Consider the following 26,831-nt stretch of genomic DNA (forward strand, 5'->3'; position numbering starts at 1 on the left):
CTTTTGCCGTGTTGTGTGCGGTTTTGTTCAGAGTGGGTTAAGCCCTTGAGTTACGAATATCTCGCCCTGCTGGCTGCGGCCTGCTGGGCCGTTGGCAGTTTGATGTCTGCCACCGCCTCTACCCATTTGGGTGCCTTTGCCTTTACCCGGCTGAGGATGCTGAGCGCCAGCCTGATGCTGTGGCTGATTGCACTGGTAATGGGCAGCTGGCAAACCCTGACAGCGGATAGCCTGTGGCTGCTCGCCGTGTCGGGCATCATAGGTATCTTTATTGGTGATACGGCGCTGTTTGCCGCCATGAACCGCCTCGGCCCACGCCGCGCAGGCGTTCTGTTTGCCACGCATTCGCTGTTTTCAGCGCTGCTGGCGTATCTGTTTCTCGGCGAAACCCTCTGGGGCTGGACCCTGATTGGCAGTTCGCTGCTCATCAGCGGCGTGATGACCGCTATCCTGTTTGGCAAACGCAAGGGCGAGGAGCATGCCTGGGAATCGGGTAACTATCAGATAAAGCGCGGTATTGCGTTGGCATTGCTGTCGGCTCTGTGTCAATCGGCCTCGACCTTGATGCTAAAACCCCTGATGGAAACCGATATCGATGCGGTGGCCGCCTCAGCAGTGCGTATGAGTACTGCCTTTGCGCTTCACTTCGCGCTGCTGGTACTGGGCTTTTCGGTTGCCAAGGCCAAAACCCCGGCTACGCCCAAGGTGCTGGCGCTGACAGTCGGCAACGCCGCCTTGTCTATGGTGCTGGGGATGACCCTGATTTTGCAGGCACTCAAGCACGGCAATGCCGGTCTGGTGGCGATTCTGTCCTCGGTCAGCCCAATTCTGGTATTGCCGCTGCTGTGGCTTGTGTACCGCAAAAGCCCCGCCATCGGCGCCTGGCTTGGCGCCGCCATGACTGTGGCGGGGACAGTGCTTATTCTCGCCCACTGATGTTTGCGCGCTGAATCTTGTTCACAGCTTCTCGTTCAAAGAAAGAGTGACTTAACCCGGGCAGCACATAGTTCGAATCAGCCTAGCATCTAGTCAGCAAAGCGATACAAAAAAGCCCCGAACCCGGGGCTTTTTGCTGTGTGTTTAGCTGCAAGCTGATGCTCAGAAGCGGTATTCGTAGCTGCCAAACACAGTGGCGTCATTGCTGCTGTCGGTCTCATAGTCCGACTTGGAGACAGTGCCGCCCACAGTCACCATGCCTTTGAGCAGAGGTTGACGGTAGGAGACCTCCAGCATCAGCAGATCTTCTTTCACAGGCTGCGGTGCCCATTTATTCCCGGTACTGACGCCGTCCTTATTCAGCTGCGCATAGCGCACAAAGGCATTGATGCCCTTGCTGTCGCTGAACTGACCAATAAGCCCCAGCACCCAGGTTTCGGCATCGCTGTCGTAGGTCGAGCCAAGCGAGCGGCGATAATAGCGGGAGCCAGAAAGGTAAGTGGTGTGCTCGTAGAAACAGTTAAAGCTGTTGCTGTCGGTGCCACAGGCAACCAGGGTATCTGTGTACTCGAGGAACAGCTTGTACTGCTGCTCTTTGTTGCCAAAGCGGGTATCCGCCCCAACCATCTTGGCGCAGTCCGCCAGATCCCACGGCATGGGGCCGCTTGAGTCCTCACAGGTGCGCTCGATATACAGGCCAACCGGCACATCAAACCAGGTATCGCCATAGCGAATATCCCAGCCGGCCATTTGGTTGCCTAGACGCGAGTTTAACTCAGGATCGCAGTCCAGCGAACCATCGGCGCACTCACCGCCACCGCTGATGGTGTCCCAGAAGGTATCAAAGCCGCAGTCCTGCCCTTCACCGCACATCTGCGCCGTCCAGGAAGCGCCGATTTCCAGCTGTTTGATAGGGCGCAGAGTGCCGCGGAAATTCCACAGCAGCGCATCCTTGATGGCGCGCTCATCGTCCATCCAACTGATCCCCGTGGTCAGGGTCCAGGGACCAATCCACGACAGCCAGGGCGTTTCGAAGGCGGAAGCATTGTTGCGGCTCAGCATCACCGAGGGCATGGGGCGGGCATTGCTCGACTTGTGCAGCGCGGTATCAAACCCCGGGCCCCACCACTGCTCCATGGTGCCGGCACTGATAACCCAGTTACCCAATACCACAGCGGCCCAGGAGTCATCGAAGCGAAAATCTTTGTCGTCCTGCGCCTCATAATTGGCAGACGCCGACACTTTAAAAGCAAAGCGGCTGTTCATGTATTCATGGGACGCTTTGAACTCGGCTTTTTCACGGTAATCACTGCCGTAGTGCTGAAAGCGGGCCGGATCGGTCGCCGCGGTGCCCTTGATACGGGTGTTGCCGCTGTTATCTACCGCCTGGCGGTAGTAGTAATTAACCCTGGCATAGGCAGCGGCCACATCGGCGCTCATCAGTGCCGGCTCGGCCTTGGTCAAATCGGCACCAATCCCTGCCCACATCAGCGGGAAGGTGTTGACCGGCATAGTGATAACGCCGGCATCCGCCAGCGCCTGAATGTCGGCGCGAAGGTACAAATCTGAACTGTCGACCCAGGGAGCCGCGTGGGCCTGAGTGGCAAGCATGGCCAGACTCAGGGCTGAGAGTGTTACGTACTTCATCGAAATCCCTTTTCGTTAATCACTTTTTGCGGGGCAGCGCCAATAGCTCTTTGGCAACCTCGGGATGAACAAACTGGCTGACATCACCGCCATGCAAGGCCACTTCCTTCACCAGAGTAGAAGAGATAAAGGAGTTTTCTTCAGCCGGTGTCAAAAACACGCTTTCAAGGTCAGGGCTCAGGCGGCGGTTCATGTTGGCGAGCTGAAACTCGTATTCAAAATCCGATACCGCACGCAGACCACGCACCAGCACACTGGCCTGTTGTTCCTTGGCAAAATCCACCAGCAGCCCGGTAAATCCCACCACTTCCACATTGTCCAAATGGGCAGTGACCTTTTTCAGCAGCTCCACCCGCTTTTCCAATGAAAAACGCGGCTGTTTTGACGGGCTTGCAGCAACACCTATCACCACCTGCTTGAACAGATTGGCGGCACGTTCAATCAAATCGGCATGGCCGTTGGTGACCGGGTCAAAGGTGCCCGGATAGATGGCACGGGTATGCATGCTCAGCGCTCCTCTCGCTTCAGTGGAACAGGCAGGGTTCCCATCCGCGAGCGGGAGAGCCACAGGCCTGTTTCATAAGTCAGTTTTTGCCACAGGCGTTTGAGGCGATTGCGCTCTACCTGGCGGCGATCGGCGGTCTTATTGATTTCGCTGCCAAAGTCGCCATTAAGCACCGGAAACGGCCGGGTTACCAGGCAGCGCAGGTCTTTCTCAAACCAGTATTGAATATCCATGTCGATGGGGCGGGCAATCGGATAGGCGCTCGCGAGCAGTTTTTTCGCGCCGCTGGCCGAGACAAACTGCCCTGTGGTGGTGGATGGCAGCTTAAGACAGGTGCCAAGCGACAGGCCATCCCCCAAATCAAGCTGTTGCTCGATACGTTTGGTCTTGCTGCCGTGGGACAGCTTGATGTAATCCCAGTCCAGGGACAGCTCTGCCAGCTTGCTGATAAACCCAGTGATTTCAGGGGTTAAAATCGCATCATCTTCCAGCACCAGCGCAAAATCCAGGTCGTCTTCGAGGATTTTTTCCCAGCTGCGCACGTGGCTTAGATAGCAGCCGATTTCGCCATCGTTGAGCACTTTGTCGTACTTGGCCTGATTGGCCTTAAGGTCATACACCTTTGCCTTTTCGTCGGCGCTCAGCAAACTGCCGCGCACGGCGCTGATGCGCTCAAAGGCCAGCCCGAGCTGGTCGAGCTGTTGTTGCATTGAAGTCAATCTGTCGACACTGGAGTCCAGATTGATCACCAGGACCTTAAATTTCATCAGAACTGTTTCCCTTCATCAGCCGCGATATCGCCGCCGTACACCAACTAATTGGCCGGATAGTACCACAAGCGGTGTTAAATTCATTCTGTCTCAAAGACGGATAAAACCGAGTTAACAAGACAAGGGCGCGACAAATGATATAATCCGCAGCTTAACCCGGAGAGTCGAGATTTCAATGAAGCTGCCCATCAGTGTCTTTATCATCACCAAGAATGAAGAAAAGCATCTGGCCAAAACCCTGGCCAGCGTGCAGGACATGGATGAAATCATCCTGGTGGACTCAGGCAGTACCGACAAAACCCTCGAGATAGCCAAAGCCTATGGCGCCAGCATTCACCACCACGACTGGATGGGATATGCCAAGCAAAAACAATATGCGATGTCGCTTTGCAAGCACGAGTGGGTACTTAATCTCGATGGTGACGAAGCCATTAACCCTGAATTGGTGGCTGCATTTCGCGACATAATGGCACAGGACAAGGCCGACAGCGTGCGCTTCTGGCGCAACGATATTTTCATCGGCAAACCCCTGTCGCGCTTCAGCAAAAAAGCCAACAATCATCGCTTTTATAAAAAGTCCAAATCGCACTTTGACGACTCACGCATGGCCCACGAAAGTGCCTCGGTGGATGGCAAGGAAATATTCATCAATCACGCCTTCGATCATTACGGCTACGATTCCATTTCAGCTATCACCACCAAAAACAACACTTATTCAACACTCAAAGCCAACGAGAAGTTTGTGAAGGGTAAACGCTATTCCCTCGCCAAATTACTGCTGGTATTCCCGCTGGTGTTTTTAAAAGAATACCTGCTGCAACGTAAAATCTTTTCCGGCAAACGCGGCTTTATTCTGTCGGTGATGGAAGCCTATTACGCCTTTTTGAAAGAGGCCAAGTTGTACGAATTCCACGAAAACAACAAACCCTAATGCACTACCGTTTTGTACTGCGCCAGTTGGCCCCGGGCGGCGCTGAGCTGGCAACAGCCTTGCTTGGCAAGACGCTGCAACGCCGTGGCCACAGGGTAGAAATCCTCTGCCTTGGCACATTCAGCAGCGAAGAAGCAAGCCACTGGCAGGGCTTTGATGCGGTGCGTGCCATAGATAAAAAGTGGCTCAGGCAATACCAGCCAAAGGAAAATGAGCAACTGGTGCTGGTTGATAACGTCGGCCATCGCCATGCCCCCAAAGATGCCACCATCGCCATTATCCACAGCGACTGCTGCGCCCCCTATCGCGAGGGTCGCGGCGGGTTTACGCGCCTGCTGAATCGATTTAAGGCACGCAAACGCTATCGTGGCCGCGAAATTCTGGTGTCCCGCGCGATGGCTGATGAGCTCAGTCACTGGACCGGACGGCAGCACAGGGTAATCAACAACCCTTTTGATGAGCAGGCCGTGCAACTTAAGGCGCAGCAAACGCCTACCCACGCCATAGCGGAGCCTTACCTTATTCACATCGGCCGCATCAGCGCTGAAAAAAGGCAGGACAGGCTCATTCGTGCCTATGCACAAACCCCGGCACTGCATGGCCATAAATTGGTGTTTGTCGGTAAAGAGCAGGACGATTCCCGGCCCCGCATTCCCGGTTTGCTGGCGCTTGCCACCGAACTTGGGGTAGCAGATAACCTGGTATTTACCGGCAATCTGTATAACCCCTTTCCTCTGCTTAAGCAGGCATCCTGTCTGGTGCTCAGTTCTGATACAGAAACCATGGGCTATGTGCTGCTCGAAGCCATGGCACTGAATATCCCCATGGTCAGCACGGCGACCCTGGGCGGGTGCGAAGTGCTTGGTAAAGAGTTTCCCGGGCTGGTAAACGATGAATCGCAGTTAGGCGAGGTTATCGCGCACGCTTTGGCAAACCCTCAGTCTTTTACCAAACCGCTGCCAGAGCATTACGCCACAGCGGCAGTGACCGACGCCTTTGAAGCCTTTGTAGCCACGCTCTGAAAGGCTTGCTGCCCAACATTTCTGCGCGACTTTGCTGCCGCTTGGTTAGTGGCTCTCGTGCAAACCATGACAAAATGTAAATGCGAAGTTAACCAATCCAACGAAATGGTTAATTAACCTATTTTCATTACGCCACATACGCTTAAAACAATATAATGTCCGGAATATTCGTTTTCTGTCTGCGACTATGTCCGAAGCTCTGTCTGTCTCTTTGATTGTTACCACTTACAACTGGCCCGAGGCGCTCAAGTGCGTGCTCGAATCGGTGCTGCGCCAATCGCGTCTGCCCGATGAAGTGATCATCGCCGATGACGGTTCAACCGAGGCCACTGCTTCGCTGATTGCAGATTTTCAGGCGCGGTTTCCGGTGCCGCTGATTCACAGCTGGCAAGAGGATAAGGGCTTCAGGGTTGCCATGAGCCGCAACAAGGCCATCGCCAAAGCCAAGGGTGATTACATAGTGCTGATTGATGGTGACCTGGTATTGCAGCGCCACTTTATCGCCGATCACCTGAAGGCAGCGGCACGCGGGCACTTTGTCAGCGGCAAACGCGCCCGCATGACTGCAGCGCTCAGTGACAAAGTCATTAACTCAGGATTGGTGCCCAGCGTCTTTTCAACAGGCCTGTATCGGGGGCGCAGCACGGCGCTGCGCTTCGCCTGGCTGTCCCGGCAGGTGGCGATGTCAAAATGCAGCTCGGCCGACAGCATACATGCCTGCAACCTCGCCTTTTGGCGCGCCGATGCGCTGGCCATCAACGGCTTTAATATTGGTTTTGAGGGTTGGGGACCGGAAGACAAAGAATTTGCCGCCCGGCTGTTACACCTGGGGCTTAAACGCAAAGTACTGAAATTTGCCGGGGTTGCCTTTCATCTGTATCACAAAGAGAACTGCAAAGCGGCACTTGAGAAAAACAACCTGCTGTTTGAGGCCTGCCTGGCCGAGCGTAAAGTACGCTGCGACCAGGGCCTGAATGAGTGTGTGAATGAGCGCCCGGCGCCGACCTCAGCGGCCGACCAGCGCTGCCAGCTTTCGGCGTAAACGGCGAAACGATACTGACAAATCTTTAACCCACAACGGCGTTGTCAGCTTATAGCGGATACCGCGATGGTCGCCTATGTGGCGTACATAACCCTTGGGGAAAATCGCGCCGCGAAAACCGTGGGAGAAATAGGCTTCAGACAGGGTACGCTCCCCTGAATAACTGCTGATGGGCGCCACCAGCTGGTAATCCTTTAAGCGACGCAGGCCGGGATTAAAGGTAAACCCATGCCATAAATCTGCTTTTTCATGCTTGCGGTGATGGGTGATCATCTGCTGATATGGCAAAGCCTCGGCATCCGCCGTTTTATAAATCTCAGGCGCCACCGGATGACCGTTGGTGTCGTCCTGCTCTCTTAGCCACACAGTCACTATCTTCTCATCGCTGTCGAGCACCTTGAACGAATCCTCGATAAAGCCCTTGCGATAAAACTCCCAGTCATCCTCACAGTGAAAAATGTAATCGCAGCGCACCTCGGCATAGGCCCGGTCGATGCTTTTCATCTGCCCAAGCTGCGGGTCATTGTGCAGCACAGTGAAATCCACCCCGGGGAACTTGGCCAGGGTCGCGCGCAGCTTGGCGATGTTATGGCTGTCTTCCACAATGATGTGCTGCTTGATGGGATAGGTGTTGAAGGCAAAAAAGCTTCGCAGGGTATCTTCAAGCAAATCGAATCTGTTGCAGCTGGTAATCACCAGAGCGACGTCACGTTGGGTCATAAAAATCCTTGGATTGAAATCCGTCTTTATGCTGAGCACATAAGCTGACTGTTATGCGCGAGCAAGTTATCAACTTTTATCGCACAGCGCCAGATAGCGCGCCATCACCTGCGTTGCCTCAAGCTCGCGCCTGAGCGATTCTGGCAATGTTATTCGCGGCGCATCAGATGCAGCTGCATGATTAACAGCATCATCCATCGCAGCCGCCAGCGCCGAACTGTCGCGCCTTGGCACCAAAAAGCGCTTAAGTTCGCCGGTTAAAATCTCATTCGGGCCATGGGGGCAATCGGTACTGACCACGGCCGTGCCCAGCGCCAGCGCCTCAATCAGCACAGTCGGCAGGCCTTCGTAATCTGAACTCAGTACCAGTAATTTAGCCTCTTTAATCCAGGGGTAAGGATTGGTTTGAAACCCCGGCAGAATAAGCCTGTCCTCGACCCCATATTTTTTGGCAAGCTTACGGGCTTTTTTTACATTCTGGCACAAAAGCACCAGCGCTAAACCATGGCGGCTTTGTGCCAGCGCCTGAAACAGCACATCATGGCGCTTCTGTTTGGCCATCCGCCCAACGTGCACCAGATAATCGCCCTTGGGCAAGTCCTGCGGCTCGGAAGCTTTTTCCGCCAACGCTGCAAAATCGAACGGGTTGTAAATCACCTCAATACTGAGGGGGTGGATGCGCCCGGTCTGCCGGATTTCATCGGCAATGCCGCGCGACACCGCTACCAGACGCTTACCCATGAGCGCCCGCTTGGCTCTTAGCATGGAAAAATACGCCAAAGGCCCAAGCTTACGCTGACGCTTAAGCTCCTCTTCCACTGAGTTATGCACCACAAAAAAGAGGTGTGGCAGCTTAAGCCGCGCCATTAAGAGGTTGGCTTTATCAAGATTAGAGAGGATAAGGTCAAACGGGCCATGGGCCGCCTCAATGGCGCCGATAAAGCGCCCAAGCTTGGCTGCAGACTGCGCCGCCCGCCAAAATCCTGTAATGGCACCGGGTTTGGCGCCAAAGCAGCAATGCACCCTAAGCCCCGGCGGCAGGCTATGCTCCCTGTCATCTGCGAGCGTAATCATGTCGACCGAGTGGCCGGCATCAAGGAGCGAGCTGGCCAGTGTCAACATCACCCGCTCGGCGCCGCCGCCGGCGAGGCTGTCTATCACTATCGCAACACGCTTCTTCATCCTGCATGTTTCCAATCAAGCAGCCGGGGCAGTTCAGCACCGACCCAGTCCAGACCATTGCCGCAGCTATGCTGCGACAGCGCAGCCTTAAGCTCGGGCAACTTTGCATTAAGCAATACCATTCCCTCACTAATGGCATCGGCCTCACCACCAACAACAAGGCCCATGCGCATACAGGCGGCTATCCGCAGCGGCTGATCTTTGGCGACGGCTACCGCAAGGCAAGGTTTTTTCAGGGCAATGGCCTGCAACAAACCATCGCCACCCGAGAGCAAGGCGCCGCGGGCCGCCTCAAGCAGATTAATGAAGTCGCGATTACCAAGTGACGGCACAAAAGTTACCCCAGGCAGGCTCGGTGTCTCGCCTTTAAAGCCGGGGCCGAGCACCACCAGCGCCGGAACCAGGCTGCTGGCAAAGCTGGCAGAGACCGCCTCGGCAAACTTAAGTACAGCCGACTGACCTTGCAGTTGATGGGCGCCGGAGCCAGCATTGACCAGCCAATAGTTGTTACGCTCAAGCCCATATTGTTCAAGCAGCGCCTGCTGATGCGACGCGGTCGGACGGCTGAAAAAAGGGCCGGTTGCCACAGGCTGCGGCAGGCGAAACAACTTGAGTTTATTGCGGGAAAATCCGGATACCGGCGCAATGGCGAATTCAGGCTGCGCCACCCAGTGCACATCGGTGAGGCGCGCGCGGGAGAGCTTCATGCCACGGCGGCGCTTGCGGGCATGCTGGCTGATAAAAATCACCCGCGCGCCGCAGCGTTTGGCGTGGGCAAGCTGCGAGCGGCGGCCGGAGGCATCAAACAGCACCACGTCCGGGCTGAAGTCGCTGATAAAGTCACACACGGCGCCGACCGCGAGAGTCGGGCTGTCGTCAAGTAAGGTTGCAGGATAAGGGCAGCTGCTGGCGTAAGGTGCCTCACGACTCAGCAAAAAATGGATTTGCGCTTCTGGATACAGGCGCACAATTTCGTCGGCGATGATCACCGAGCGCATATACTCGCCGATGCCGGTAGCATCAGAAACAGGTAAAAACAGAAACTTAGGTTGCTTCCCTTCCACTGGTAGCCTGGTTCCCTTTACTTGGTGCGGGCTATCTTGCCTGCCTGATTATTGAATTGTCCGCACAAGCCCCAAAAGCTTTGGCCACAACCGCGCCGCGATTCGGCGGCTTAAAAAGCCTTGCTTTCAGATGATCTCACCCGGCGATTGCGCCAGGCTGTTGCGGCCGGCCTATTTCGACAGGTCTGATGCAACCTGTCTATTACGACCAGCTGATTACAAACATTCTATGGCGGCTGCGGCCTGTCTATCGCGGCTGATTTATACTGGCCGCACTGTGTTGGCAGTCACCCGATCAAACATGGCTATCACAGTGTCTGTGCTTATCTTTTCCATCAGATGACTGCCTTTGGCGCGAAGCCCCCAGGGAATCGTTTTGCCCGGGTGCTGCTCGCGGATAGCCTCATCATAAACGCTCACCACAGAGTCCTGATAGAGATAAGGACCGGTGCGTCCGGGATTGGAATGAGCGTACAAACCTATCACAGGCGTGCCCTGGGTCACGGCCATATGCGCTGGGCCCGTATCAGGGGCAATTACCAGCGAAACCCGCTTTAATACCGCAAGAAGCTGCACCAAAGAGGTTTTTCCAACAAGATTGGTTAGCGTGGCCGAACAATTAGCCTCAATCGCCGCCGCCAGATCTTTTTCAAGCTGGGCTGGGCCGCCGCAAAGCAATACCCTGTATCCTTTGGAAACGGCATAGTCAGCCACGGCAGCGTAACGTTCGGGCAGCCAGTTGCGTTCGGCCTTACTGGCAGCGGCGCAAATTGCCAGCACCTTTTCACCATCGGCCACCAGCTCGGCAGCAAAAGCCTCGTCGGCTGCAGGAATATGCATGTCCCACTTGGGCGCAAGTTCAGTGACTCCCAGCTTTTTGGCAAACCCCATAAAGCCTTCCAGCACATGGGGCGTGGCGAGCGCTTCGACCCGCTCATTGGTCACCAGCCACTGGCCTTCTTTGGCGCGGGCACGGTCAAAGCCAATCCGCACTTTGGCGGGGATCATCAAAGAGGCAACAGTCGCCCGCAGGGCCACCTGCATGTGCAGCAGCACGTCAAAATCACGCCCCTTGAGGGCACGGCGCAGCTCACCATAGGCTTTGAAGCCTTTTGATTTATCGAAAATCACAAACTCGATGCCCGGCAAGTGCTTAAGCAGCTGATACTCCACCTTGCCAATCACCCAGGTGATGGAAAGGCCGGGGTATTGGCGCTGAATCGCCTGCACCATGGCCACCGCATGGCACACATCGCCGATGGCTGAAAGGCGCAGTAAACACAGGGATTTCATCTTGCTTGGGTCGAATGTCATGGCCGGAAAGCTGCTGCGTACAAAGGCCGGATCTTAATGTAGAATGGCGCCAGGTTCCACGCTTTGGACAAGAATTCCCGACATGCAGCAGCAAAACTTCCCGCCCTTTACACTGGCCTGCGCCGAAGGCGAGCCTGTCGCACTTGCGCCGGAATACTTCACGCCCGAATACTGGCAGGCGCAAAACGCCGTGACCGGCAGCTCCAAAGGACGCTATACCACCTGGTTTGTGCGCCATCCCGAGGCAAGTGAAGACTGGGTACTGCGCCACTACTGGCGCGGCGGGATGATGGAAAAATTCAGTAAAGACAAATACTTTTACACAGGCCTTGCAAACACCCGCGCCTTTGCAGAGCTGGCGCTGCTGGAAAAGCTCCATCATGAAGGCTTGCCTGTACCACGGCCGGTGGGCGCGCGGGTGCAAAGGTTCGCACTCTGGTACAGCGCCGACATCCTGATTGAGCGGATGCCGGGTTGCCGCGACCTGCTCGCCTGGCTTGAACAAGGGCCAATGAACGAAGACGACTGGAAGGCACTTGGCACCTGCATCGGCCGTTTTCATCGTCGCGGCGTGTATCACGCTGACCTTAATGCCAAAAACATCCTCAAAGGCCCCGACGGGTTTGCGCTGATTGACTTCGACAGAGGCGAAATCCGCACGCCAGCCCAGAGCTGGCAGCAGGCCAACCTTTCAAGATTAAGACGTTCTTTTGATAAAGAAAAAGGCAAGCTTCCCTCGCTTGCCTTTGATGATACCTGCTGGCAGTGGCTGCTGGCGGGTTACGCCGCAGCCTGAAGGTCGTTAGTACCCCAGCACAGCCAACTGACGCTTGAGTGAGCCGCGGTTGGCTTCCACCACCTTAAGCCCCGCTTCACCGCCATCCTCACGTAAGCTCGGATCAGATGCCATAGAATGCAACCAGGCGCTGAAACCTTCCGGCGAGTCGCACACGGTAAGATTACCTTCATCCCGCAGCAGGCCGGTGATTTCTTTAAAGTCCCAATGGTGTGGCCCTACGGCAACCGGCAGCCCCATAGCTGCGGGCTCGAGCGGATTGTGGCCGCCGTTTTCAATCAAGGTGCCGCCCACAAAGGCGGCATCGGCCGCGCCGTACCAGGTCAGAAGCTCGCCCATGGTGTCGCCAAGCAATACCTGAATGCCGGCAACCGGCACGGCGTTTTCGCTGCGCCGCGCCAGGCTGAGGCCCGCTTCTTCCACCGCCTTGGCGGCATTGGTAAATTGCTCTGGGTGTCGAGGTACCATAATCAGCAATGCCGATGGTTTGCTTTGCAGCAGCGCTTTATGGGCATTGAGCATGGCGGCAAATTCGCCGGGATGCACACTGCCGGCAACCCAGAGTAAATCCTGCTCACGCCCCCATTCAGAGCGAAGCGCCCGCGCTGCAACTTTGCGCTCAGGGGCAATATTGATATCAAATTTAAGGCTGCCGCATACCGTGACCCGACTCGGTTCGACGCCCAGCGCGATAAAGCGCGCCGCCTCGGCCTCGGTTTGCACCGCAATCCGGTCGAGGGATTGGAGCATGGGGCCGGTGAGCGCGGCATACTTGGCGTAGCTTGCAGCGGATTTTTGCGACAGGCGGGCGTTAAGCAGAGAAATTTTCATGTTACGGGCCTTGGCTGCGGCGATGAGGTTTGGCCACAGCTCGGTTTCCATAATGATAAGCTCTTCACTCTGCAGCATTTTTACAAAACGCCGCACGGCAAAGCCCAGATCAAACGGCAGATAACAGTGCTGCACCCTGTCGCCAAACGCCTTAATCACCTCGGCTGAACCCGTGGGGCTCGACGTGGTGACGGTAACCTTAAGCCCCGGACGCAGCTCCAGCATGCGGCGAATAAGCGGCAAGGCCGCCAGGGTTTCGCCCATCGAGACAGAATGCACCACCACATCTGTCTTCTGCAGCGGCGCCAGACCAAAGCGCTCAGCCCAGCGGCCACGGTAGTCCGGACTTCTGAACGCCCGCAGCGCCAGATACACCAGCAGCAGCGGCGACAATAAATACAGTAAAAACGAGTAGAAAATCCGGACCATTTTAATCAAATATTGTACGATTTTTGCCTGATAAATTAGGCCAATGCTAACATAAGCTTTGATGCAGTCATAAGCAAAGAGCGCTCCGCCGGAAGCGGCACGCCAACAATAAGACAGGATACCCATGAAGACCCGCGACAAAATCATTCAGGCAAGCCTTGAGCTGTTCAACGAACATGGTGAACGCACCATCACCACCAATCACATCGCGGCCCATCTGGATATCAGTCCGGGGAACCTCTACTACCACTTCCGCAATAAAGAAGACATCATCCGCTGCATCTTCGATCAATACGAACAGCACCTGCTCAGTGGCTTTAAGCCCTACCACGGTCAGAAGGTGGATTTGGAACTGCTGATGGGCTATTTCGATGCCATGTTTTACACCATGTGGCAGTTCCGCTTTATGTACGCCAACCTCGCCGATATTCTGGCCCGGGATGAAACTCTCAAGCAGCGCTACCTCAAGGTGCAGCAGGCGGTGCTGGAGCAGTCCATCGGCGTGCTGAAGCAGCTGAAAAACGACGGCATTTTCAACATCCCCGATGAGAACATCGCGGATCTGGCCGACACCATCAAGATGATTATCGGCTTCTGGATAAGTTACAAACTGACTCAGTCCAGCATAGGCACCATCAGTAAAGCGTCTTTGTACGAAGGTCTGCTGCGGGTGCTGATGATTTTCAAATCCTACGCCACCGAAGACTCAATTCCGACCTTCAGCCGCCTCGAGCAGCACTTTCAAACGCTGGCAGCCTGAGCTGCTGAGCCGTTTGGCCGCTCAGGCTCAGTCTTGCGCTTAAACCTGAGCTGACGAAAGCACCAGTATTGTCAACCACGCGCGGCGCTTGCCGCGCATGGCTCTTCATTTCCTCCGCCGCAAAAGCATCCCACGGCCCGCGACCCAGCTTTCATCATTAACCATTCAGCATTCACGACATCCGCTCCTCGGCTTTATCTTGCTGACATTTTCACCGACGCGGGACTACAATCAAACGGTACTGCTGCGGCATTTGTTAAGGTTAATGATTAGTTTTATTTATGTGAAAACCTCGCTTGCCCTAAACTAAGTTATCCGGCCAGAGTCCCCGTAAAAAAAGCTGCTCCGGCATTTGGTTTAGGGTTAGAATGCCGTCACTCCAGCAAAAGCAGAATAAAGTTAACTAAGGAGAGACAAGTGGCATCAACCTCATTCTACGAGCAGATTAAACAGCAGCTTGCCGACGTCAAGGCCGAAGGCCTGTACAAGAGCGAGCGGGTGATCGTCTCACCGCAACAAGCATCCATCAAAGTAGGCGGCGAGGAAGTGATTAACTTCTGCGCCAACAACTATCTGGGTCTGGCCAACCATCCCGAACTGGTTAAGGCTGCCCAGCAAGGTCTGACCGACCACGGCTTCGGCATGGCCTCGGTGCGCTTTATCTGTGGCACCCAGGACATCCACAAACAGCTCGAAGCCAAGCTGTCTGAATTCCTCGGCACCGAAGACACTATCCTGTATTCCTCCTGCTTCGACGCCAACGCCGGTCTGTTTGAGACCCTGCTTGGCCCTGAAGACGCCATCGTCTCCGATGCCCTGAACCACGCCTCCATCATCGACGGCGTGCGTCTGTGTAAGGCCATGCGTTTCCGCTACGCCAACAACGATATGGCCGATCTGGAAACCCAGCTGAAAGCCGCCCGCGAGGCTGGTGCCCGTCATATCCTTATCGCTACTGACGGTGTGTTCTCTATGGATGGCGTAATTGCCAACCTCAAAGGTGTGTGCGATCTCGCCGACCAATACGGCGCACTGGTGATGGTGGACGACTCCCACGCCGTTGGCTTTGTTGGCCAAAATGGCCGTGGCACCCACGAATTTTGTGGCGTGATGGATAGGGTTGATATCATCACCGGCACCCTGGGCAAGGCCCTTGGCGGCGCATCAGGTGGTTACACCTCCGGCAAAAAAGAAGTGATTGACTGGCTGCGCCAGCGCTCACGTCCGTACCTGTTCTCCAACTCATTGGCGCCATCGATTGTTGCGGCCTCTATCCGCGTGCTGGACATGCTCAAAGATGGCCAGGCCCTGCGTGAAGCGGTATGGGAAAACAGCCGTTACTTCCGCGAGCAAATGTCTGCCGCTGGCTTTAAGCTCGCCGGTGCCGACCACGCCATCGTGCCTGTGATGCTGGGCGATGCCAAACTGGCAGCTGAATTCTCAGCCCGACTGCTGAAAGAAGATATTTACGTGATTGGTTTCTCTTTCCCTGTGGTGCCAAAGGGCCAGGCCCGGATCCGCACCCAGATGTCTGCCGCCCATACCCGCGCGCAGCTGGATAAAGCCATCGAAGCCTTCACCCGCATTGGTAAGGAAATGGGCATCATCTGATGCCTGTTTTGGAGCAAAACATGAAAGCACTCGCAAAACTCAAGCCTGAAGAAGGCATTTGGATGGTTGATGCGCCCAAACCTGAAATGGGCCACAACGATCTGCTGATTAAAATCCGTAAAACTGCCATCTGCGGCACCGACGTGCATATCTACAACTGGGACGAGTGGTCACAAAAGACCATCCCGGTACCCATGGTTGTCGGTCACGAATACGTGGGCGAAGTGGTCGGTATCGGCCAGGAAGTACGTGGCTTCAAGATTGGCGACCGCGTTTCCGGCGAAGGCCACATCACCTGTGGCTACTGCCGTAACTGCCGCGCCGGCCGCACTCACCTGTGCCGCAACACCACAGGCGTGGGCGTAAACCGCGAAGGTTGTTTCGCCGAGTATCTGGTGATCCCGGCCTTTAACGCGTTCAAAATTCCCGATGACATCAGCGACGAAATGGCGTCAATTTTCGACCCGTTCGGTAACGCGGTGCACACCGCACTGTCGTTCGATCTGGTTGGCGAAGATGTGCTGATCACCGGCGCAGGCCCTATCGGTATCATGGCCGCCGCCGTGTGCCGCCATGTTGGTGCCCGCCACGTGGTGATCACCGATGTGAACGAATACCGCCTGGAGCTGGCCCGCAAAATGGGCGCTACCCGCGCCGTGAACGTGGCCAAAGAAAACCTCAAAGACGTGATGAGTGAACTCGGTATGACCGAAGGCTTCGACGTAGGCTTGGAAATGTCCGGCGTACCGGCTGCGTTCCACGCCATGCTCGATACCATGAACCACGGCGGCAAAATCGCCATGCTCGGTATTCCCAGCGGCCAGATGGCCATCGACTGGAGCAAGGTGATCTTCAAGGGCCTCATCATCAAAGGCATTTATGGCCGTGAAATGTTCGAGACCTGGTACAAGATGGCGAGCCTGCTGCAATCTGGTCTGGATATCTCCCCTATTATCACCCACCAGTTCAAGGTGGATGACTTCCAGGCGGGCTTCGATGCCATGCGCTCCGGCCAGTCCGGCAAGGTTATCCTGAGCTGGGATTAACCTGAAAGTGCAACGGCAGGCGCTACGGCGCTTGCCTGTGCCTGATTTTGCCTGCAGGGCGCTGTACAGAGTACCGCGCCCTGTTGCACACTAGAACCCAGGATTTTTAAGCGCTCCAATGCGCTCCAACGTTTTGAGAAGCCTATGTCATTCAAACATCTGAGCGTTAACGAGCTCATTCACCTGCGCGCCGATGGCGCCGCCGTGCAAATCGCCGATATCCGCGATCCACAAAGCTATGCCACCAGCCACATCGAAGGCTCGGTAAACCTGAATAACGAAAACCTGGCGCGCTTTATTGCCGAAGCCGACATGGACAAGCCTTTGGTGGTGGTGTGCTACCACGGCATCAGCAGCCAGAATGCCGCCAACTACCTGGCCGAACAGGGCTTTGATGACGTTTACAGCCTCGATGGCGGCTACAGCGCCTGGGCGATGGCCAACCTGTGATGGAATTCGGCCGCCTGCCTAATCCCCGCGCCGCGCAGGCACTGGTGGATTACCTCAAAAGCCAGGGCATTGAATGTCATCAGACATTCCTCGATGACGTGGTGGTGCTGAGCGTGGTCAGCGCCAGCGATTTAAGCGCGGCGCAGGCCGAGTTTGCCCGTTTCCGGCAAAACCCGCTGGATGAAAAATACCTGGCCGCCTCCTGGGAGTCCGGTACTACCTCATCCCATCTCGATTACGGCGCGCCGGGCTTGTCACTCTTAAGCCGCTTTATCACAGGCGCGGGCCCACTGACGCTGGTGATTTTTGCGCTTTGCGTGCTGGTTTACGCCGCACTGAATCTTGGTTTTGGCGACCAAACCTTTGCGCTGCTGAGCTTTTTTGGCGCAACCGGCACCTTTCAGGCCAGCGAGCTGTGGCGGGTGTTTACCCCCACGCTGCTGCACTTCTCACTGATGCACATCAGCTTTAACCTGCTGTGGTGGTGGTTTCTCGGTGGCCGGATTGAAACCCGCATCGGTACCAAACCGCTGCTTATCTTGCTGTTGGTGGCAGGCACTGTGCCCAATATTGCCCAGTATTTCTTAACCGGCCCCAATTTTGGCGGCTTGTCCGGGGTGGTGTATGCCGTTGCTGGTTACAGCTGGCTGATGGGCGTGCGTAAACCGTCGGCCGGGATCAGCCTGCCTGCCAGTTACATGGGCTTTATGGTGCTGTGGATGGTACTCGGCTTTTTTGATGTGCTCGGCCTGTCGATGGCCAATGCCGCCCACCTCGGCGGTTTGATGGTCGGCCTGCTGCAAGCCCTGTGGGACAGCCGCAAAACAAGGTAACGCCGCTGGTACAGTGCATCGCATCAGCGCCAGCGGCTTTTTAACTGCTGCCGCCTTATGCCAGCGCCAGCACCTTATTCACCAGCTTTTCGATACCTGAGTGCGCCTCGGCAATGCTGCCGGCCAGCATGTACGCTGGGGTGCTCACCACCTTATTGGCTTCATCGACGATAATCTCATCGACCTGCGCATCTTTATGCTCACCGCCCATGGCGCAGAAGGCCTCGCCCGTGCCCTTGTCAGTACCTATGGTGCCGATGGCGCCTTTACCGTAGAGCTTGGGGATCATCACAGGGGCGATACAGATAAAGCCCACCGGCTTTTTGGCCAGCGCAAACTCGCTGATAAAGTCGCGCACCTCGGCGGATACCTCGCAGTCGGCACCAACAAGGGCAAAGTTGCACAGATTTTTGGCTGCGCCAAAGCCGCCTGGGATGATAAGTGCATCAAAATCAGCAATTTTCAGCGCTGTGGTAGGCTTGATATTGCCTCGGGCAATACGGGCCGCTTCCACCAGCACGTTACGCTTTTCGGTTTGCGCCACTTCACCGGTCAGGTGATTGACCACGTGCAATTGGTCGATATCCGGGGCGAAACACTGGTACGAGGCACCGGCTCTGGACAGGCCAAGCAGGGTCAGTACGGCCTCATGAATTTCGCTGCCATCGAACACTCCGCAGCCCGCCAGCAAAACAGCTACATTCTTCATAAAAAATTCCTTTCTTATGTAATTTGGTTTTAACGAGTCAGACACATATTGGTTGATCTGATTAAAAATCGTGCTAAGTTATTTCATCACCTTCGGCAAGGCACAGGAAGTAGCATCGCTTGCTGAAGGCAGAAAAACAACCAACAAAAGAATCCACAGATCAGGAAGATTTAACGGAATTGCCAAGCGCCTCACAGAAAGAGGCAAAAACAACAATAATCAACAACTTAACAAACTGCCCTTCAGCCTTATCGAAAGACATTCCAACTTGTTGATCTTTTAGCTCACAGACTTATCCACAGGCCGTGAGCCCTTTGCTGTGGCCGATTTTCCCTATCTGTGGCATGCTAAGCCCCCAAGAATCCATGGACTGTCGAAGCCGAATCTATGCCTGAAATAGCCAGCAACCCGCTCATCCTTGTGGATGGCTCTTCCTATCTTTACCGCGCCTATTATGCCCCGCCGCACCTGACCAATTCCAAAGGTGAAGCCACTGGTGCCGTGTATGGCGTGGTCAACATGCTGCGAAGCCTGATGTCGCGCTTTGCGCCGACCCAGATGGCGGTGGTATTTGATGCCAAGGGCCCGACCTTCCGCAACGAGATGTTTGCCGACTACAAGGCGCACCGCCCGCCCATGCCCGATGACCTGCGCAGCCAAATCGCGCCGCTGCACCGCATCATCAGGGCGCTGGGCTTACCGCTTATCAGCATTTCCGGTGTCGAAGCCGACGATGTGATTGGCACCATCGCAGTGCAGGCCGCCGCCGAAGGTCGCAAGGTGCTTATCAGCACCGGCGACAAAGACATGGCACAGCTGGTGAATGAACACATCACGCTTATCAACACCATGACCGACACCATACTCGGCCCCGAAGAAGTGGCCACCAAGTTTGGCGTGGGGCCAGAGCTGATTATCGACTTGCTGGCGATGATGGGCGATAAAGCCGATAACATTCCGGGCCTGCCAGGCGTGGGAGAAAAGACTGCGCTGGCGATGCTCACCGGCGCAGGCGGCGTGACCAAATTGCTTGCCGAGCCAGACTGCGTCACCGACCTTGGCTTTCGCGGCGCCAAAACCATGGCCGCCAAAATCCGTGACAACGCCGAGATGCTGGAGCTGTCATACCAACTCGCCACCATCAAAACCGACGTTGAGCTTGAGCAGGACTGGCATTCACTGACTCTGGCCGAGCCCAATCGCGACGAGCTGATCGCCTGTTACGGCGAAATGGAATTCAAACGCTGGCTCGCCGAAGTGCTCGACAACAAGTCGCCACTTGGCCAAAAGCCGGCAGCGGTGATAGCAGAAGAAACCACTGAAGCGCCGGCCATTGCGGCACCGGTGACAACCGATTACCAGACTCTGCTGACTGACGCTGAGCTGGATACCTGGCTTGAGAAGCTCGGCAAGGCCGAACTGTTTGCGGTGGATACCGAAACCACCAGCCTTGACTATATGCAGGCCGAATTGGTTGGGCTGTCGTTTGCCATTGAACCCGGCATCGCCGCCTATTTGCCACTTGGGCACGACTACCCCGGTGCCCCCGAGCAGCTGCCCCGCGAAGCAACACTCGCCAAACTGAAGCCTATTCTTGAAAACCCCGCTATCAAAAAAGTGGGCCAGAACCTCAAGTACGACATCAGCGTACTGGCGAACGCGGGCATCCAGCTTAAAGGCGTCGCCTTCGATACCATGCTGGAGTCCTACGTATTCAACTCGGTCGCGAGCCGCCACGACATGGATGGCCTGGCACTCAAGTACCTGGGCCACAAGAACATTGCCTTTGAAGACATCGCCGGCAAAGGTGCCAAGCAGCTTACCTTCAATCAAATTGCCCTCGAGCAGGCGGCACCCTATGCCGCCGAAGATGCCGACATCACCTTACGACTGCACCAGCACCTGTGGCCACGCTTAAGCAAAGAGCAAGGGCTCGAGTCAGTGTTTACCGAGCTTGAGTTGCCGCTGATTGATGTACTGTCCGACATTGAGCGGCGCGGCGTACTCATCGACAGCATGTTGCTCGGTCAGCAAAGCGATGAGCTGGCGCGCAAAATTGATGAGCTGGAAAAGAAAGCCCACGACATTGCCGGTGAGCCGTTCAACCTCGCCTCCACCAAGCAATTGCAGGAGCTGTTTTTTGATAAGCTCGGATACCCTGTACTGAAAAAGACCCCCAAGGGCGCGCCGTCCACCGCCGAAGAAGTGCTGGTCGAACTCGCGCTGGATTACCCGCTGCCCAAGGTTATCCTCGAGCACCGTAGCCTGACCAAGCTTAAGAGTACTTATACCGACAAGCTGCCACTGATGATCAACGGCCGCACAGGTCGGGTGCACACCAGTTATCATCAGGCCAACGCCGCCACCGGCCGCTTGTCATCCAGCGACCCGAACCTGCAGAACATTCCTATCCGCACCGAAGAAGGCCGCCGCATCCGTCAGGCCTTTGTCGCCCCCGAAGGCAAACGCATTCTCGCGGCCGACTACTCGCAGATTGAACTCAGGATCATGGCGCACCTGTCTCAGGATGATGGCCTGCTGCGTGCCTTTGCCGAAGGTAAAGACATTCACCGCGCCACCGCCGCCGAAGTATTTGATGTGGCGTTTGAAACCGTGACCACAGAGCAGCGCCGCCGCGCCAAGGCGGTGAACTTTGGCCTGATTTACGGCATGTCGGCCTTCGGTCTGGCGCGCCAGCTGGATATTCCCCGCAATGAGGCCCAAAGCTACATAGACACTTACTTCAAGCGTTATCCGGGCGTACTCAAGTACATGGAAGAAACCCGCGCCATGGCGTCAGAGCAGGGTTATGTCAGCACCCTGTTTGGCCGCCGTCTGTATCTGCCGGAAATTCGCGACCGTAACGCCATGCGCCGTCAGGCCGCCGAACGTGCCGCCATCAACGCACCGATGCAGGGCACAGCCGCCGACATCATCAAAAAGGCGATGATAGCCATTCAGCACTGGATTAAGACTGAGACCACAGGCGAAATCCAGATGATCATGCAGGTACACGACGAACTGGTGTTTGAAGTGGACGCAGACAAGGCCGACATACTCAAAGACAAGGTGTGTGCACTGATGGCCGGCGCAGCTAATCTGGATGTGCCACTGCTTGCCGAAGCCGGACTTGGCGATAACTGGGATCAGGCACACTGATACCTGCTGGCGCTGAGCACAAGTGCACAGCACCCTGTTAGCTTTGCGTTTTGCTGCAGAGCGATATGAGTGCGATAAAAGTGAAATAAGAGTGCGACAAAAAAGAGAAGGGCCCCTCGGGGCCTTTTTTTGTTGCTAAGCTCTTGAATGCCTTGGAGCCCGAATGCTGAAAATGCCTAAGCCGGCAAGGACAAGCAGCTGAGCCACTGACATCAAGCGCTCGGCAGAGAAAGGCAGATGTCTGAATAAACCGAAGGATCCAAGTGCCTAACCAAGCGCGCCTGAATTCAGGCATCTGAGTCCAAGCATCTGGAGCAAACACTTGAGTCCGAGCACCTTAGTCCAAGCGCCCGAGTCCAAACATCTGGACCAAGCACTTGAGTCCAAGCACCTGAGTCCAAACATCTGGACCAAGCACTTGAGTCCAAGCATCTGAGTCCAAGCGCCTGGACCAGGGACCTCAACCAATTAGTGCGCTCAAACGCATGACGTTTCGGTTTAAAGCTCCTGCCTGCCGTACGGATTTTCACCAACCCAGATGCCGGATTTACCGAACAATCCACCAAAAACAGCCTTTAGCCACACGGTGCCGAGTAAAAACTCAAACCGTTACCAATTGATCAGAAAAATTCTTGATAGTCGACAATGATCACTTAACCCATTGATATGAAATCTTAGTTGGTAATTTTACAACCAAAACAGGCGGATTTTTGAGCCAATCTGGCGCGATCCGGGTCACATTATTGTCTCTTTTTCAAAAAAACTGTTTTCATATTTTCGCCGATTGGGGTATTATTCTCGGCGTAGGGTACAGAGGTTAAGATGTTCTATCTTTCAGACCTTTATTTCACTTGATAGTGATGCCAAATTATGGCGCCCCAGCATCCTGTATGCTGGGGCTTTTTTTATGCCCTGAAAAAATTTTAGAGCTTTTACTTTAATTCAACACAAAGACCGGATAAGATGTGTTCATTGAGAGCCATCGAAGCAGTTTGGTGGTACTTGAGTCTTGTTGAATTTTTTAGCTTCTCCCCAAAGAGCTAAGACTTTGCGCCGATGGCTTGTCCGTCGGCGTTTTTTTATGCTTTTTTGACCAGAAAACGCTTCGCTATCGCCCGCCAATGTTTTGCTGCCGAAGTTAACCGGCGCTGTTGCGAAAACCCTTTCGATATCACCTGAACTGTTGCAGCTACGCTCGCTTTATCTCATTGGTCTAAGAGTCACTTGGCCTAATCTCACTCACCCGCGCTTAGATTCACGCCTTGGATTCGCGGCTTTGATTCGTGGCTGAGATTCACGGCTTTGTTTCTAAGCTCCGCTCTGGCCCATTCTTCTGCGCTTAGCAACCATACCGAGCCAAGTCAGCGTGGAACACGCTGTCATGGCAATCCTTCAGCAGGCGCTCAGAAACACGCACAGAAAAACGCAGAGAAAAGGCGCGGCTTATGAATACACCGAGAGAAATAGCGCCCATAAAAAAGCGCCGCAATTGCGACGCTTTAATTAAATCGAGCCGTTCTCAAAAATCGCCATTTCTTGAAAACAACTTTCAAGATAATGACTTACAAGGAGAATGACTTACTCAGCCTTGCCTTCGGCGATTTGGTCATTGAGCCAGTCGGGGTTGCACCAGGCTTCGAGAATAGACAGCACCTTGGGTTTGCCGGTGCCCTTCAGCGCCGAAAACGACTCCACCGCGACCCAGTCGCCAAACTCGGCCAGCTCTTTACGGACCGTGTTAACTGTCTTCATTTTTTCGCTCTGGCTCAGCTTGTCTGACTTGGTGAGCAGCGCCAGCACCGGAATTTGGCTCGCCACCGACCATTCAATCATCTGCCGATCCAAATCTTTGAGCGGATGACGAATGTCCATCAGCACCACCACGCCACTGAGACACTCGCGCTTTTGCAGATACTCACCGAGGGCATTCTGCCATTTACGCTTCATCTCCAGCGGCACTTTGGCAAAGCCGTAGCCTGGCAAATCCACCAGACGGCGATGTTCATCCAGCTCGAATACGTTAATCAGCTGGGTACGGCCCGGGGTCTTACTGGTACGCGCCAGGTTTTTTTGTTCAGTCAAGGCATTGAGTGCGCTCGATTTACCGGCATTGGAGCGGCCGGCAAAGGCAATTTCAACCCCCACATCACCCGGCAGATGCTTGTCCAGATGGGCGATATCCGGTGCGCTGATCAAAAACTTGGTTTGGCGAAAATCGATACGTGTTTGGCTCACTCTGGACTCCGGAAATTTGTCAGGGTTGGGCAGAATTTGTCGAAGAATTGCTTACTTTTGCACGTTTTCGTGTAAAATATTGCCCCGATCACATTACGCTATATTACCACGCTTGCGGGCCAGGCCGGTAAGCTCGGGACAATAATCTTAACAAGAAGTTGGAACGCTATGAAAAAGTTAGCTCTTGCGCTGTCTGTTCTCGCTGCTATGTCTACCACTGCTATGGCTGAAGGTAATGCGGCTGCGGGTCAATCCAAAGCGGCTCTGTGCGTTGCCTGTCACGGCGCCGACGGCAACAGCATGATCGACATGTACCCCAAGCTCGCCGGTCAACACGCCAAATATCTGGAAAAGCAACTGCATGATTTCCAGAACGCCATGAAAACCGGCGGCAAAGAAGGCCGTATGGATCCTATCATGGGTGGCATGGTCATGACCCTGAATGAACAGGACATGGCTGATCTGGCTGCATTCTTCGCCAGCCAAACCCAAACCCACGCTCCGGTAGCCGACGTTCCGGCCCTGGGTGAGCAGCTGTACAAAGGCGGCGACATGTCTCGCGGCATCACAGCTTGCGTAGCCTGTCACGGCCCTAACGGTAAAGGTACTGAGCAAGCCGGCTTCCCAATGGTTGCTGGCCAGCACGCCAACTACATCAAGATCCAGCTGACCAAGTTCCGCGACAAAGCCCGTACCAACGATCTGAACGGTATGATGCAGGACGTTGCCAAGAAACTGACCGACGCTGACATCGAAGCCCTGTCCAAGTACATGGCTAACCTGCAGTAATTCGCAGGGATGAGAGAAGGGTGGCCTGGTGTCGCCCTTTTTTACACCCCGAAGTTGACGTTTACGTCAACTGATTATATTTTTACTTGACACTGATCACGCTTTTCGGTTTAATTGCCCACGTACCGCAACAAACCCATCTGTATGAACAAAAATCACGCTAACAACATACAGGTTATGGTACGGTTTACATTCAAGATAAAAGAATAAAGTTAATCAATAACAATAATATCGCTGCACCCACTCGCAAATAATAATAACGAGTAGTGATTTCGGTCTGAAATCCGGGGCAAATCAAATAAGGGAACGCCGATTTTGGCACTTTGCTGTTTAGCACTCCCCTTAAAACTTCAGGGATACTCAACCAACAGGATTCTGTACTTTGTACAGATAAGCAACGGAAGCTCTATGCTTTGGATGCACCGGCTGGATGCTGTTATCACCGGAAGGTACATGAAACACGGATGGTTGCCTTAACGTCAATGAAGACGGGTTGGATAGGGATGTGTCGCGAGACCATCTACGGAAACTGTCGTCAGGATGGCGTCAGAATGAAAGAAAGTGTCTGGAAGACCGAAAACGAGAAATTTCCGCAAGGAAAGCAGTAAAAAAAAGACGGATCTGACCGGGAAAGTCACATAGCAAGTAAGGATACTTGGAATCAGGATAAGGTGCTAAGGCACCGATGTTAGGCGGCAGGCAACTGCCGCCTTTTTTCTTTTGTGCATGATATACTGCCACGCAAGTCCGGCACTAACCTTCGGTAATCCCATTCTCAATGCGACGGTGTCCCCTGTGTCTTAAGCTGGAAACCCGGCTGTTTTTTCAGGACAGGAAGCGCAGCTTTCACGTCTGCAGCCATTGTGCATTGGTGTTTGCCGATGGTGCCAGCCACCTGCCCTCCAATGCCATCCGCCAACGTTATGGCCGCGGTGGCAGCTTAGAGAACCAGCGTCAGTTGCCCCAGTTTATTTTGCCCTTGCTGCAGGAATTGCAGGCGCAGGGCCATAATCAGCTCAAAGGGCTTAACTATGGCCGGGTGCTGGACCAATCAAGCCTTGCCCACATCCAGGCTACTGGCCATGAATTGTGGCAATACGACCCCTTTATGGCGCCGGACGGTGAATCGCTGCAGCACAGTTACGACTTTATCTGCTGCTTTCGGGTGTTTGAGCACTTCGGCGCGCCCCACCGCGAATGGCAGCTGTTTACCCGCCTGTTAAAACCGGGCGGATATCTGGCCATGAGCACCCGCATGCTGAGCGATCCGCAGCGGTTTAACAAATGGCACCACAAAAACAATCTGGCCCATGTGAGCTTTCCCGGTAAAGCCACCTTCGAATATCTCGCCTCGGCCAGCGGCTTTCGGCTAATATTTGCCGAAAACGACTGCATTCTGATGCAAAAACCATCGGGATCTGCTATAAAACGCGACCCCAACACTGACCCGGCCGTTTAAACCGGGTTGTACCAGGTTATTCCGGAGTTAATACAAGCCATGACCCGTATCAAGAAGTCACGCAAGGCACCCTCCAGCGCCCCTCAACAAGCGCCTCGGACACCCAAGTCAGAGCGCGTGTCCTCAACGAAAAAACGCGACACAGGCAATAAGTCCGGCAGCCGTCAGAATCCGGGTAAAGACAAACAGGGTTCTTCAGGCCAAAAGGCCAATAAGGACCCACGCCACGGCAGCAAAAAGCCGATAGCGTTGCAGCTTGCGCCGCAGGCGAAAACCGAGCCAAAAGTGGCCAAGCCCAAGCAGCCAAAGCTGAGTGATGAGCAGTTGCTGCTGCAACTCGAAGAAGATCCACGCCTGAACCAGCTGCTGGACCGTCTCGAAGAAGGCCGCGTGCTGGGCGCCGAAGATCAGCGCTGGCTCGATGAGCAGCTCGCGACAATCGAAGCCCTGATGGACAAGCTTGGCATCAGCGACTTCGATGAAGCCGACGTCGACTACGACGACGATGATGAAGAAGCGCTGCTGAAGAAATTCGAATCCGGCGCCGATGTGCTCAAACAATACCAGGACAAAGACTGATAGGGAGCCGGC

24 protein-coding genes are annotated in these 26,831 nt (G+C 54.9%); 14 read left to right on the top strand and 10 right to left on the bottom strand.

Annotation, left to right across the window (positions count from 1 at the left end; all coding sequences use genetic code 11):
• The first annotated feature begins 45 nt into the window (after positions 1 to 45).
• Positions 46 to 936 carry a DMT family transporter gene (locus KJI95_RS16675; RefSeq protein WP_214508332.1) on the top strand — a complete coding sequence of 297 codons (891 nt, stop codon included), beginning with the start codon at positions 46 to 48 and terminating at the stop codon, positions 934 to 936.
• A 162-nt stretch (positions 937 to 1,098) separates the two neighbouring features.
• Here the strand turns inward: KJI95_RS16675 and KJI95_RS16680 are convergent, their stop codons facing one another.
• From KJI95_RS16680 to KJI95_RS16690, 3 genes are read right to left on the bottom strand one after another with little or no spacing between them, the layout of a single operon-like run.
• Positions 1,099 to 2,583 carry a capsule assembly Wzi family protein gene (locus KJI95_RS16680; RefSeq protein WP_214508333.1) on the bottom strand — a complete coding sequence of 495 codons (1,485 nt, stop codon included), beginning with the start codon at positions 2,581 to 2,583 and terminating at the stop codon, positions 1,099 to 1,101.
• A 19-nt stretch (positions 2,584 to 2,602) separates the two neighbouring features.
• On the bottom strand, positions 2,603 to 3,088 hold the full coding sequence (coaD, locus tag KJI95_RS16685; protein WP_214508334.1) for a pantetheine-phosphate adenylyltransferase: 486 nt from the start codon (positions 3,086 to 3,088) through the stop codon (positions 2,603 to 2,605).
• A 2-nt stretch (positions 3,089 to 3,090) separates the two neighbouring features.
• Complete coding sequence (locus tag KJI95_RS16690; protein WP_214508335.1) at positions 3,091 to 3,855, bottom strand: glycosyltransferase family 25 protein; 765 nt, start codon at positions 3,853 to 3,855, stop codon at positions 3,091 to 3,093.
• 178 nt (positions 3,856 to 4,033) lie between these two features.
• Between KJI95_RS16690 and KJI95_RS16695 the strand changes: the two genes are divergently transcribed.
• The 3 genes from KJI95_RS16695 (at position 4,034) to KJI95_RS16705 (ending at position 6,853) form a co-directional block, all read left to right on the top strand.
• Positions 4,034 to 4,789, top strand: a complete 756-nt coding sequence (locus KJI95_RS16695) for a glycosyltransferase family 2 protein (RefSeq protein ID WP_214508336.1) — start codon at positions 4,034 to 4,036, stop codon at positions 4,787 to 4,789.
• Complete coding sequence (locus KJI95_RS16700; protein ID WP_214508337.1) at positions 4,789 to 5,811, top strand: glycosyltransferase; 1,023 nt, start codon at positions 4,789 to 4,791, stop codon at positions 5,809 to 5,811. Before KJI95_RS16695 ends, KJI95_RS16700 begins: the two co-directional genes overlap by 1 nt.
• A gap of 187 nt (positions 5,812 to 5,998) precedes the next feature.
• Positions 5,999 to 6,853 (top strand): glycosyltransferase family 2 protein, encoded by an 855-nt coding sequence (locus tag KJI95_RS16705; protein ID WP_250885908.1) that lies wholly within the window; start codon positions 5,999 to 6,001, stop codon positions 6,851 to 6,853.
• On the opposite strand, the gene KJI95_RS16710 is transcribed toward KJI95_RS16705, so the two are convergent.
• From KJI95_RS16710 to KJI95_RS16725, 4 genes are all read right to left on the bottom strand, one after another.
• Positions 6,818 to 7,573: a glycosyltransferase family 2 protein gene (locus tag KJI95_RS16710; protein WP_214508338.1), complete on the bottom strand. Its 756-nt coding sequence runs from the start codon at positions 7,571 to 7,573 to the stop codon at positions 6,818 to 6,820. The two genes, KJI95_RS16705 and KJI95_RS16710, sit on opposite strands and share 36 nt — an antisense overlap.
• 69 nt (positions 7,574 to 7,642) lie before the next feature.
• Positions 7,643 to 8,755 carry a glycosyltransferase gene (locus KJI95_RS16715; protein WP_214508339.1) on the bottom strand — a complete coding sequence of 371 codons (1,113 nt, stop codon included), beginning with the start codon at positions 8,753 to 8,755 and terminating at the stop codon, positions 7,643 to 7,645.
• Complete coding sequence (locus KJI95_RS16720; RefSeq protein WP_214508340.1) at positions 8,752 to 9,819, bottom strand: hypothetical protein; 1,068 nt, start codon at positions 9,817 to 9,819, stop codon at positions 8,752 to 8,754. Before KJI95_RS16720 ends, KJI95_RS16715 begins: the two co-directional genes overlap by 4 nt.
• A 261-nt stretch (positions 9,820 to 10,080) precedes the next feature.
• Positions 10,081 to 11,133, bottom strand: a complete 1,053-nt coding sequence (locus tag KJI95_RS16725; protein ID WP_214508341.1) for a glycosyltransferase family 9 protein — start codon at positions 11,131 to 11,133, stop codon at positions 10,081 to 10,083.
• Positions 11,134 to 11,215: 82 nt separating this feature from the next.
• On the opposite strand from KJI95_RS16725, the gene KJI95_RS16730 reads away from it, so the two are divergent.
• Positions 11,216 to 11,929, top strand: a complete 714-nt coding sequence (locus tag KJI95_RS16730) for a 3-deoxy-D-manno-octulosonic acid kinase (RefSeq protein WP_250885909.1) — start codon at positions 11,216 to 11,218, stop codon at positions 11,927 to 11,929.
• Between the two features lie 6 nt (positions 11,930 to 11,935).
• Here KJI95_RS16730 and waaA read toward each other — a convergent pair whose 3' ends face one another.
• Positions 11,936 to 13,189: a lipid IV(A) 3-deoxy-D-manno-octulosonic acid transferase gene (gene waaA, locus KJI95_RS16735; protein WP_214508395.1), complete on the bottom strand. Its 1,254-nt coding sequence runs from the start codon at positions 13,187 to 13,189 to the stop codon at positions 11,936 to 11,938.
• 124 nt (positions 13,190 to 13,313) lie between these two features.
• Between waaA and KJI95_RS16740 the strand changes: the two genes are divergently transcribed.
• From KJI95_RS16740 to glpG, 5 genes are all read left to right on the top strand, one after another.
• Positions 13,314 to 13,949, top strand: coding sequence for a TetR/AcrR family transcriptional regulator (locus KJI95_RS16740; protein WP_214508343.1), 636 nt, complete (start codon positions 13,314 to 13,316; stop codon positions 13,947 to 13,949).
• A 417-nt stretch (positions 13,950 to 14,366) separates the two neighbouring features.
• Positions 14,367 to 15,560, top strand: a complete 1,194-nt coding sequence (locus KJI95_RS16745) for a glycine C-acetyltransferase (RefSeq protein WP_214508344.1) — start codon at positions 14,367 to 14,369, stop codon at positions 15,558 to 15,560.
• 20 nt (positions 15,561 to 15,580) lie between these two features.
• A complete protein-coding gene (tdh, locus tag KJI95_RS16750) occupies positions 15,581 to 16,606 on the top strand; it encodes an L-threonine 3-dehydrogenase (protein ID WP_214508345.1) in 1,026 nt (341 codons plus the stop codon).
• Positions 16,607 to 16,750: 144 nt separating this feature from the next.
• Entirely contained in the window at positions 16,751 to 17,056 is a 306-nt protein-coding gene (glpE, locus tag KJI95_RS16755; protein ID WP_214508346.1) for a thiosulfate sulfurtransferase GlpE, read from the top strand.
• On the top strand, positions 17,056 to 17,889 hold the full coding sequence (gene glpG, locus KJI95_RS16760) for a rhomboid family intramembrane serine protease GlpG (RefSeq protein ID WP_250885910.1): 834 nt from the start codon (positions 17,056 to 17,058) through the stop codon (positions 17,887 to 17,889). The genes glpE and glpG overlap by 1 nt, the downstream gene beginning before the upstream one ends.
• 55 nt (positions 17,890 to 17,944) lie before the next feature.
• Here glpG and elbB read toward each other — a convergent pair whose 3' ends face one another.
• The gene (elbB, locus tag KJI95_RS16765) at positions 17,945 to 18,598 is read right to left on the bottom strand and encodes an isoprenoid biosynthesis glyoxalase ElbB (RefSeq protein WP_214508348.1); all 654 of its coding nucleotides are present in this window, start codon (positions 18,596 to 18,598) and stop codon (positions 17,945 to 17,947) included.
• A gap of 387 nt (positions 18,599 to 18,985) precedes the next feature.
• Here elbB and polA point away from each other — a divergent pair, with 387 nt between their 5' ends.
• Positions 18,986 to 21,757, top strand: coding sequence for a DNA polymerase I (gene polA / locus KJI95_RS16770; RefSeq protein WP_214508349.1), 2,772 nt, complete (start codon positions 18,986 to 18,988; stop codon positions 21,755 to 21,757).
• Between the two features lie 1,578 nt (positions 21,758 to 23,335).
• On the opposite strand, the gene yihA is transcribed toward polA, so the two are convergent.
• Positions 23,336 to 23,992, bottom strand: a complete 657-nt coding sequence (yihA, locus tag KJI95_RS16775; protein ID WP_214508350.1) for a ribosome biogenesis GTP-binding protein YihA/YsxC — start codon at positions 23,990 to 23,992, stop codon at positions 23,336 to 23,338.
• A 168-nt stretch (positions 23,993 to 24,160) separates the two neighbouring features.
• Here yihA and KJI95_RS16780 point away from each other — a divergent pair, with 168 nt between their 5' ends.
• From KJI95_RS16780 to yihI, 3 genes are all read left to right on the top strand, one after another.
• Complete coding sequence (locus KJI95_RS16780; protein ID WP_214508351.1) at positions 24,161 to 24,781, top strand: c-type cytochrome; 621 nt, start codon at positions 24,161 to 24,163, stop codon at positions 24,779 to 24,781.
• 778 nt (positions 24,782 to 25,559) lie between these two features.
• Complete coding sequence (locus KJI95_RS16785) at positions 25,560 to 26,240, top strand: methyltransferase domain-containing protein (protein ID WP_214508352.1); 681 nt, start codon at positions 25,560 to 25,562, stop codon at positions 26,238 to 26,240.
• Between the two features lie 39 nt (positions 26,241 to 26,279).
• Positions 26,280 to 26,819, top strand: a complete 540-nt coding sequence (gene yihI, locus KJI95_RS16790) for a Der GTPase-activating protein YihI (RefSeq protein ID WP_214508353.1) — start codon at positions 26,280 to 26,282, stop codon at positions 26,817 to 26,819.
• Positions 26,820 to 26,831: the final 12 nt, after the last annotated feature.

The organism is Shewanella jiangmenensis, assembly GCF_018596335.1.
Classification (GTDB): domain Bacteria; phylum Pseudomonadota; class Gammaproteobacteria; order Enterobacterales; family Shewanellaceae; genus Shewanella; species Shewanella jiangmenensis.

Excerpts from the sequence above, each read along its gene's own strand:
- KJI95_RS16710 (WP_214508338.1), bottom strand. The coding sequence starts at position 7,573 with ATGACCCAACGTGACGTCGCTCTGGTGATTACCAGCTGCAACAGATTC.
- polA (WP_214508349.1), top strand. The coding sequence starts at position 18,986 with ATGCCTGAAATAGCCAGCAACCCGCTCATCCTTGTGGATGGCTCTTCC.
- KJI95_RS16725 (WP_214508341.1), bottom strand. The coding sequence starts at position 11,133 with ATGACATTCGACCCAAGCAAGATGAAATCCCTGTGTTTACTGCGCCTT.
- KJI95_RS16730 (WP_250885909.1), top strand. The coding sequence starts at position 11,216 with ATGCAGCAGCAAAACTTCCCGCCCTTTACACTGGCCTGCGCCGAAGGC.
- elbB (WP_214508348.1), bottom strand. The coding sequence starts at position 18,598 with ATGAAGAATGTAGCTGTTTTGCTGGCGGGCTGCGGAGTGTTCGATGGC.
- KJI95_RS16680 (WP_214508333.1), bottom strand. The coding sequence starts at position 2,583 with ATGAAGTACGTAACACTCTCAGCCCTGAGTCTGGCCATGCTTGCCACT.
- glpE (WP_214508346.1), top strand. The coding sequence starts at position 16,751 with ATGTCATTCAAACATCTGAGCGTTAACGAGCTCATTCACCTGCGCGCC.
- KJI95_RS16700 (WP_214508337.1), top strand. The coding sequence starts at position 4,789 with ATGCACTACCGTTTTGTACTGCGCCAGTTGGCCCCGGGCGGCGCTGAG.
- glpG (WP_250885910.1), top strand. The coding sequence starts at position 17,056 with ATGGAATTCGGCCGCCTGCCTAATCCCCGCGCCGCGCAGGCACTGGTG.
- tdh (WP_214508345.1), top strand. The coding sequence starts at position 15,581 with ATGAAAGCACTCGCAAAACTCAAGCCTGAAGAAGGCATTTGGATGGTT.
- KJI95_RS16705 (WP_250885908.1), top strand. The coding sequence starts at position 5,999 with ATGTCCGAAGCTCTGTCTGTCTCTTTGATTGTTACCACTTACAACTGG.
- coaD (WP_214508334.1), bottom strand. The coding sequence starts at position 3,088 with ATGCATACCCGTGCCATCTATCCGGGCACCTTTGACCCGGTCACCAAC.
- KJI95_RS16780 (WP_214508351.1), top strand. The coding sequence starts at position 24,161 with ATGAAAAAGTTAGCTCTTGCGCTGTCTGTTCTCGCTGCTATGTCTACC.
- waaA (WP_214508395.1), bottom strand. The coding sequence starts at position 13,189 with ATGGTCCGGATTTTCTACTCGTTTTTACTGTATTTATTGTCGCCGCTG.
- KJI95_RS16785 (WP_214508352.1), top strand. The coding sequence starts at position 25,560 with ATGCGACGGTGTCCCCTGTGTCTTAAGCTGGAAACCCGGCTGTTTTTT.
- KJI95_RS16690 (WP_214508335.1), bottom strand. The coding sequence starts at position 3,855 with ATGAAATTTAAGGTCCTGGTGATCAATCTGGACTCCAGTGTCGACAGA.
- KJI95_RS16740 (WP_214508343.1), top strand. The coding sequence starts at position 13,314 with ATGAAGACCCGCGACAAAATCATTCAGGCAAGCCTTGAGCTGTTCAAC.
- KJI95_RS16695 (WP_214508336.1), top strand. The coding sequence starts at position 4,034 with ATGAAGCTGCCCATCAGTGTCTTTATCATCACCAAGAATGAAGAAAAG.
- yihI (WP_214508353.1), top strand. The coding sequence starts at position 26,280 with ATGACCCGTATCAAGAAGTCACGCAAGGCACCCTCCAGCGCCCCTCAA.
- KJI95_RS16715 (WP_214508339.1), bottom strand. The coding sequence starts at position 8,755 with ATGAAGAAGCGTGTTGCGATAGTGATAGACAGCCTCGCCGGCGGCGGC.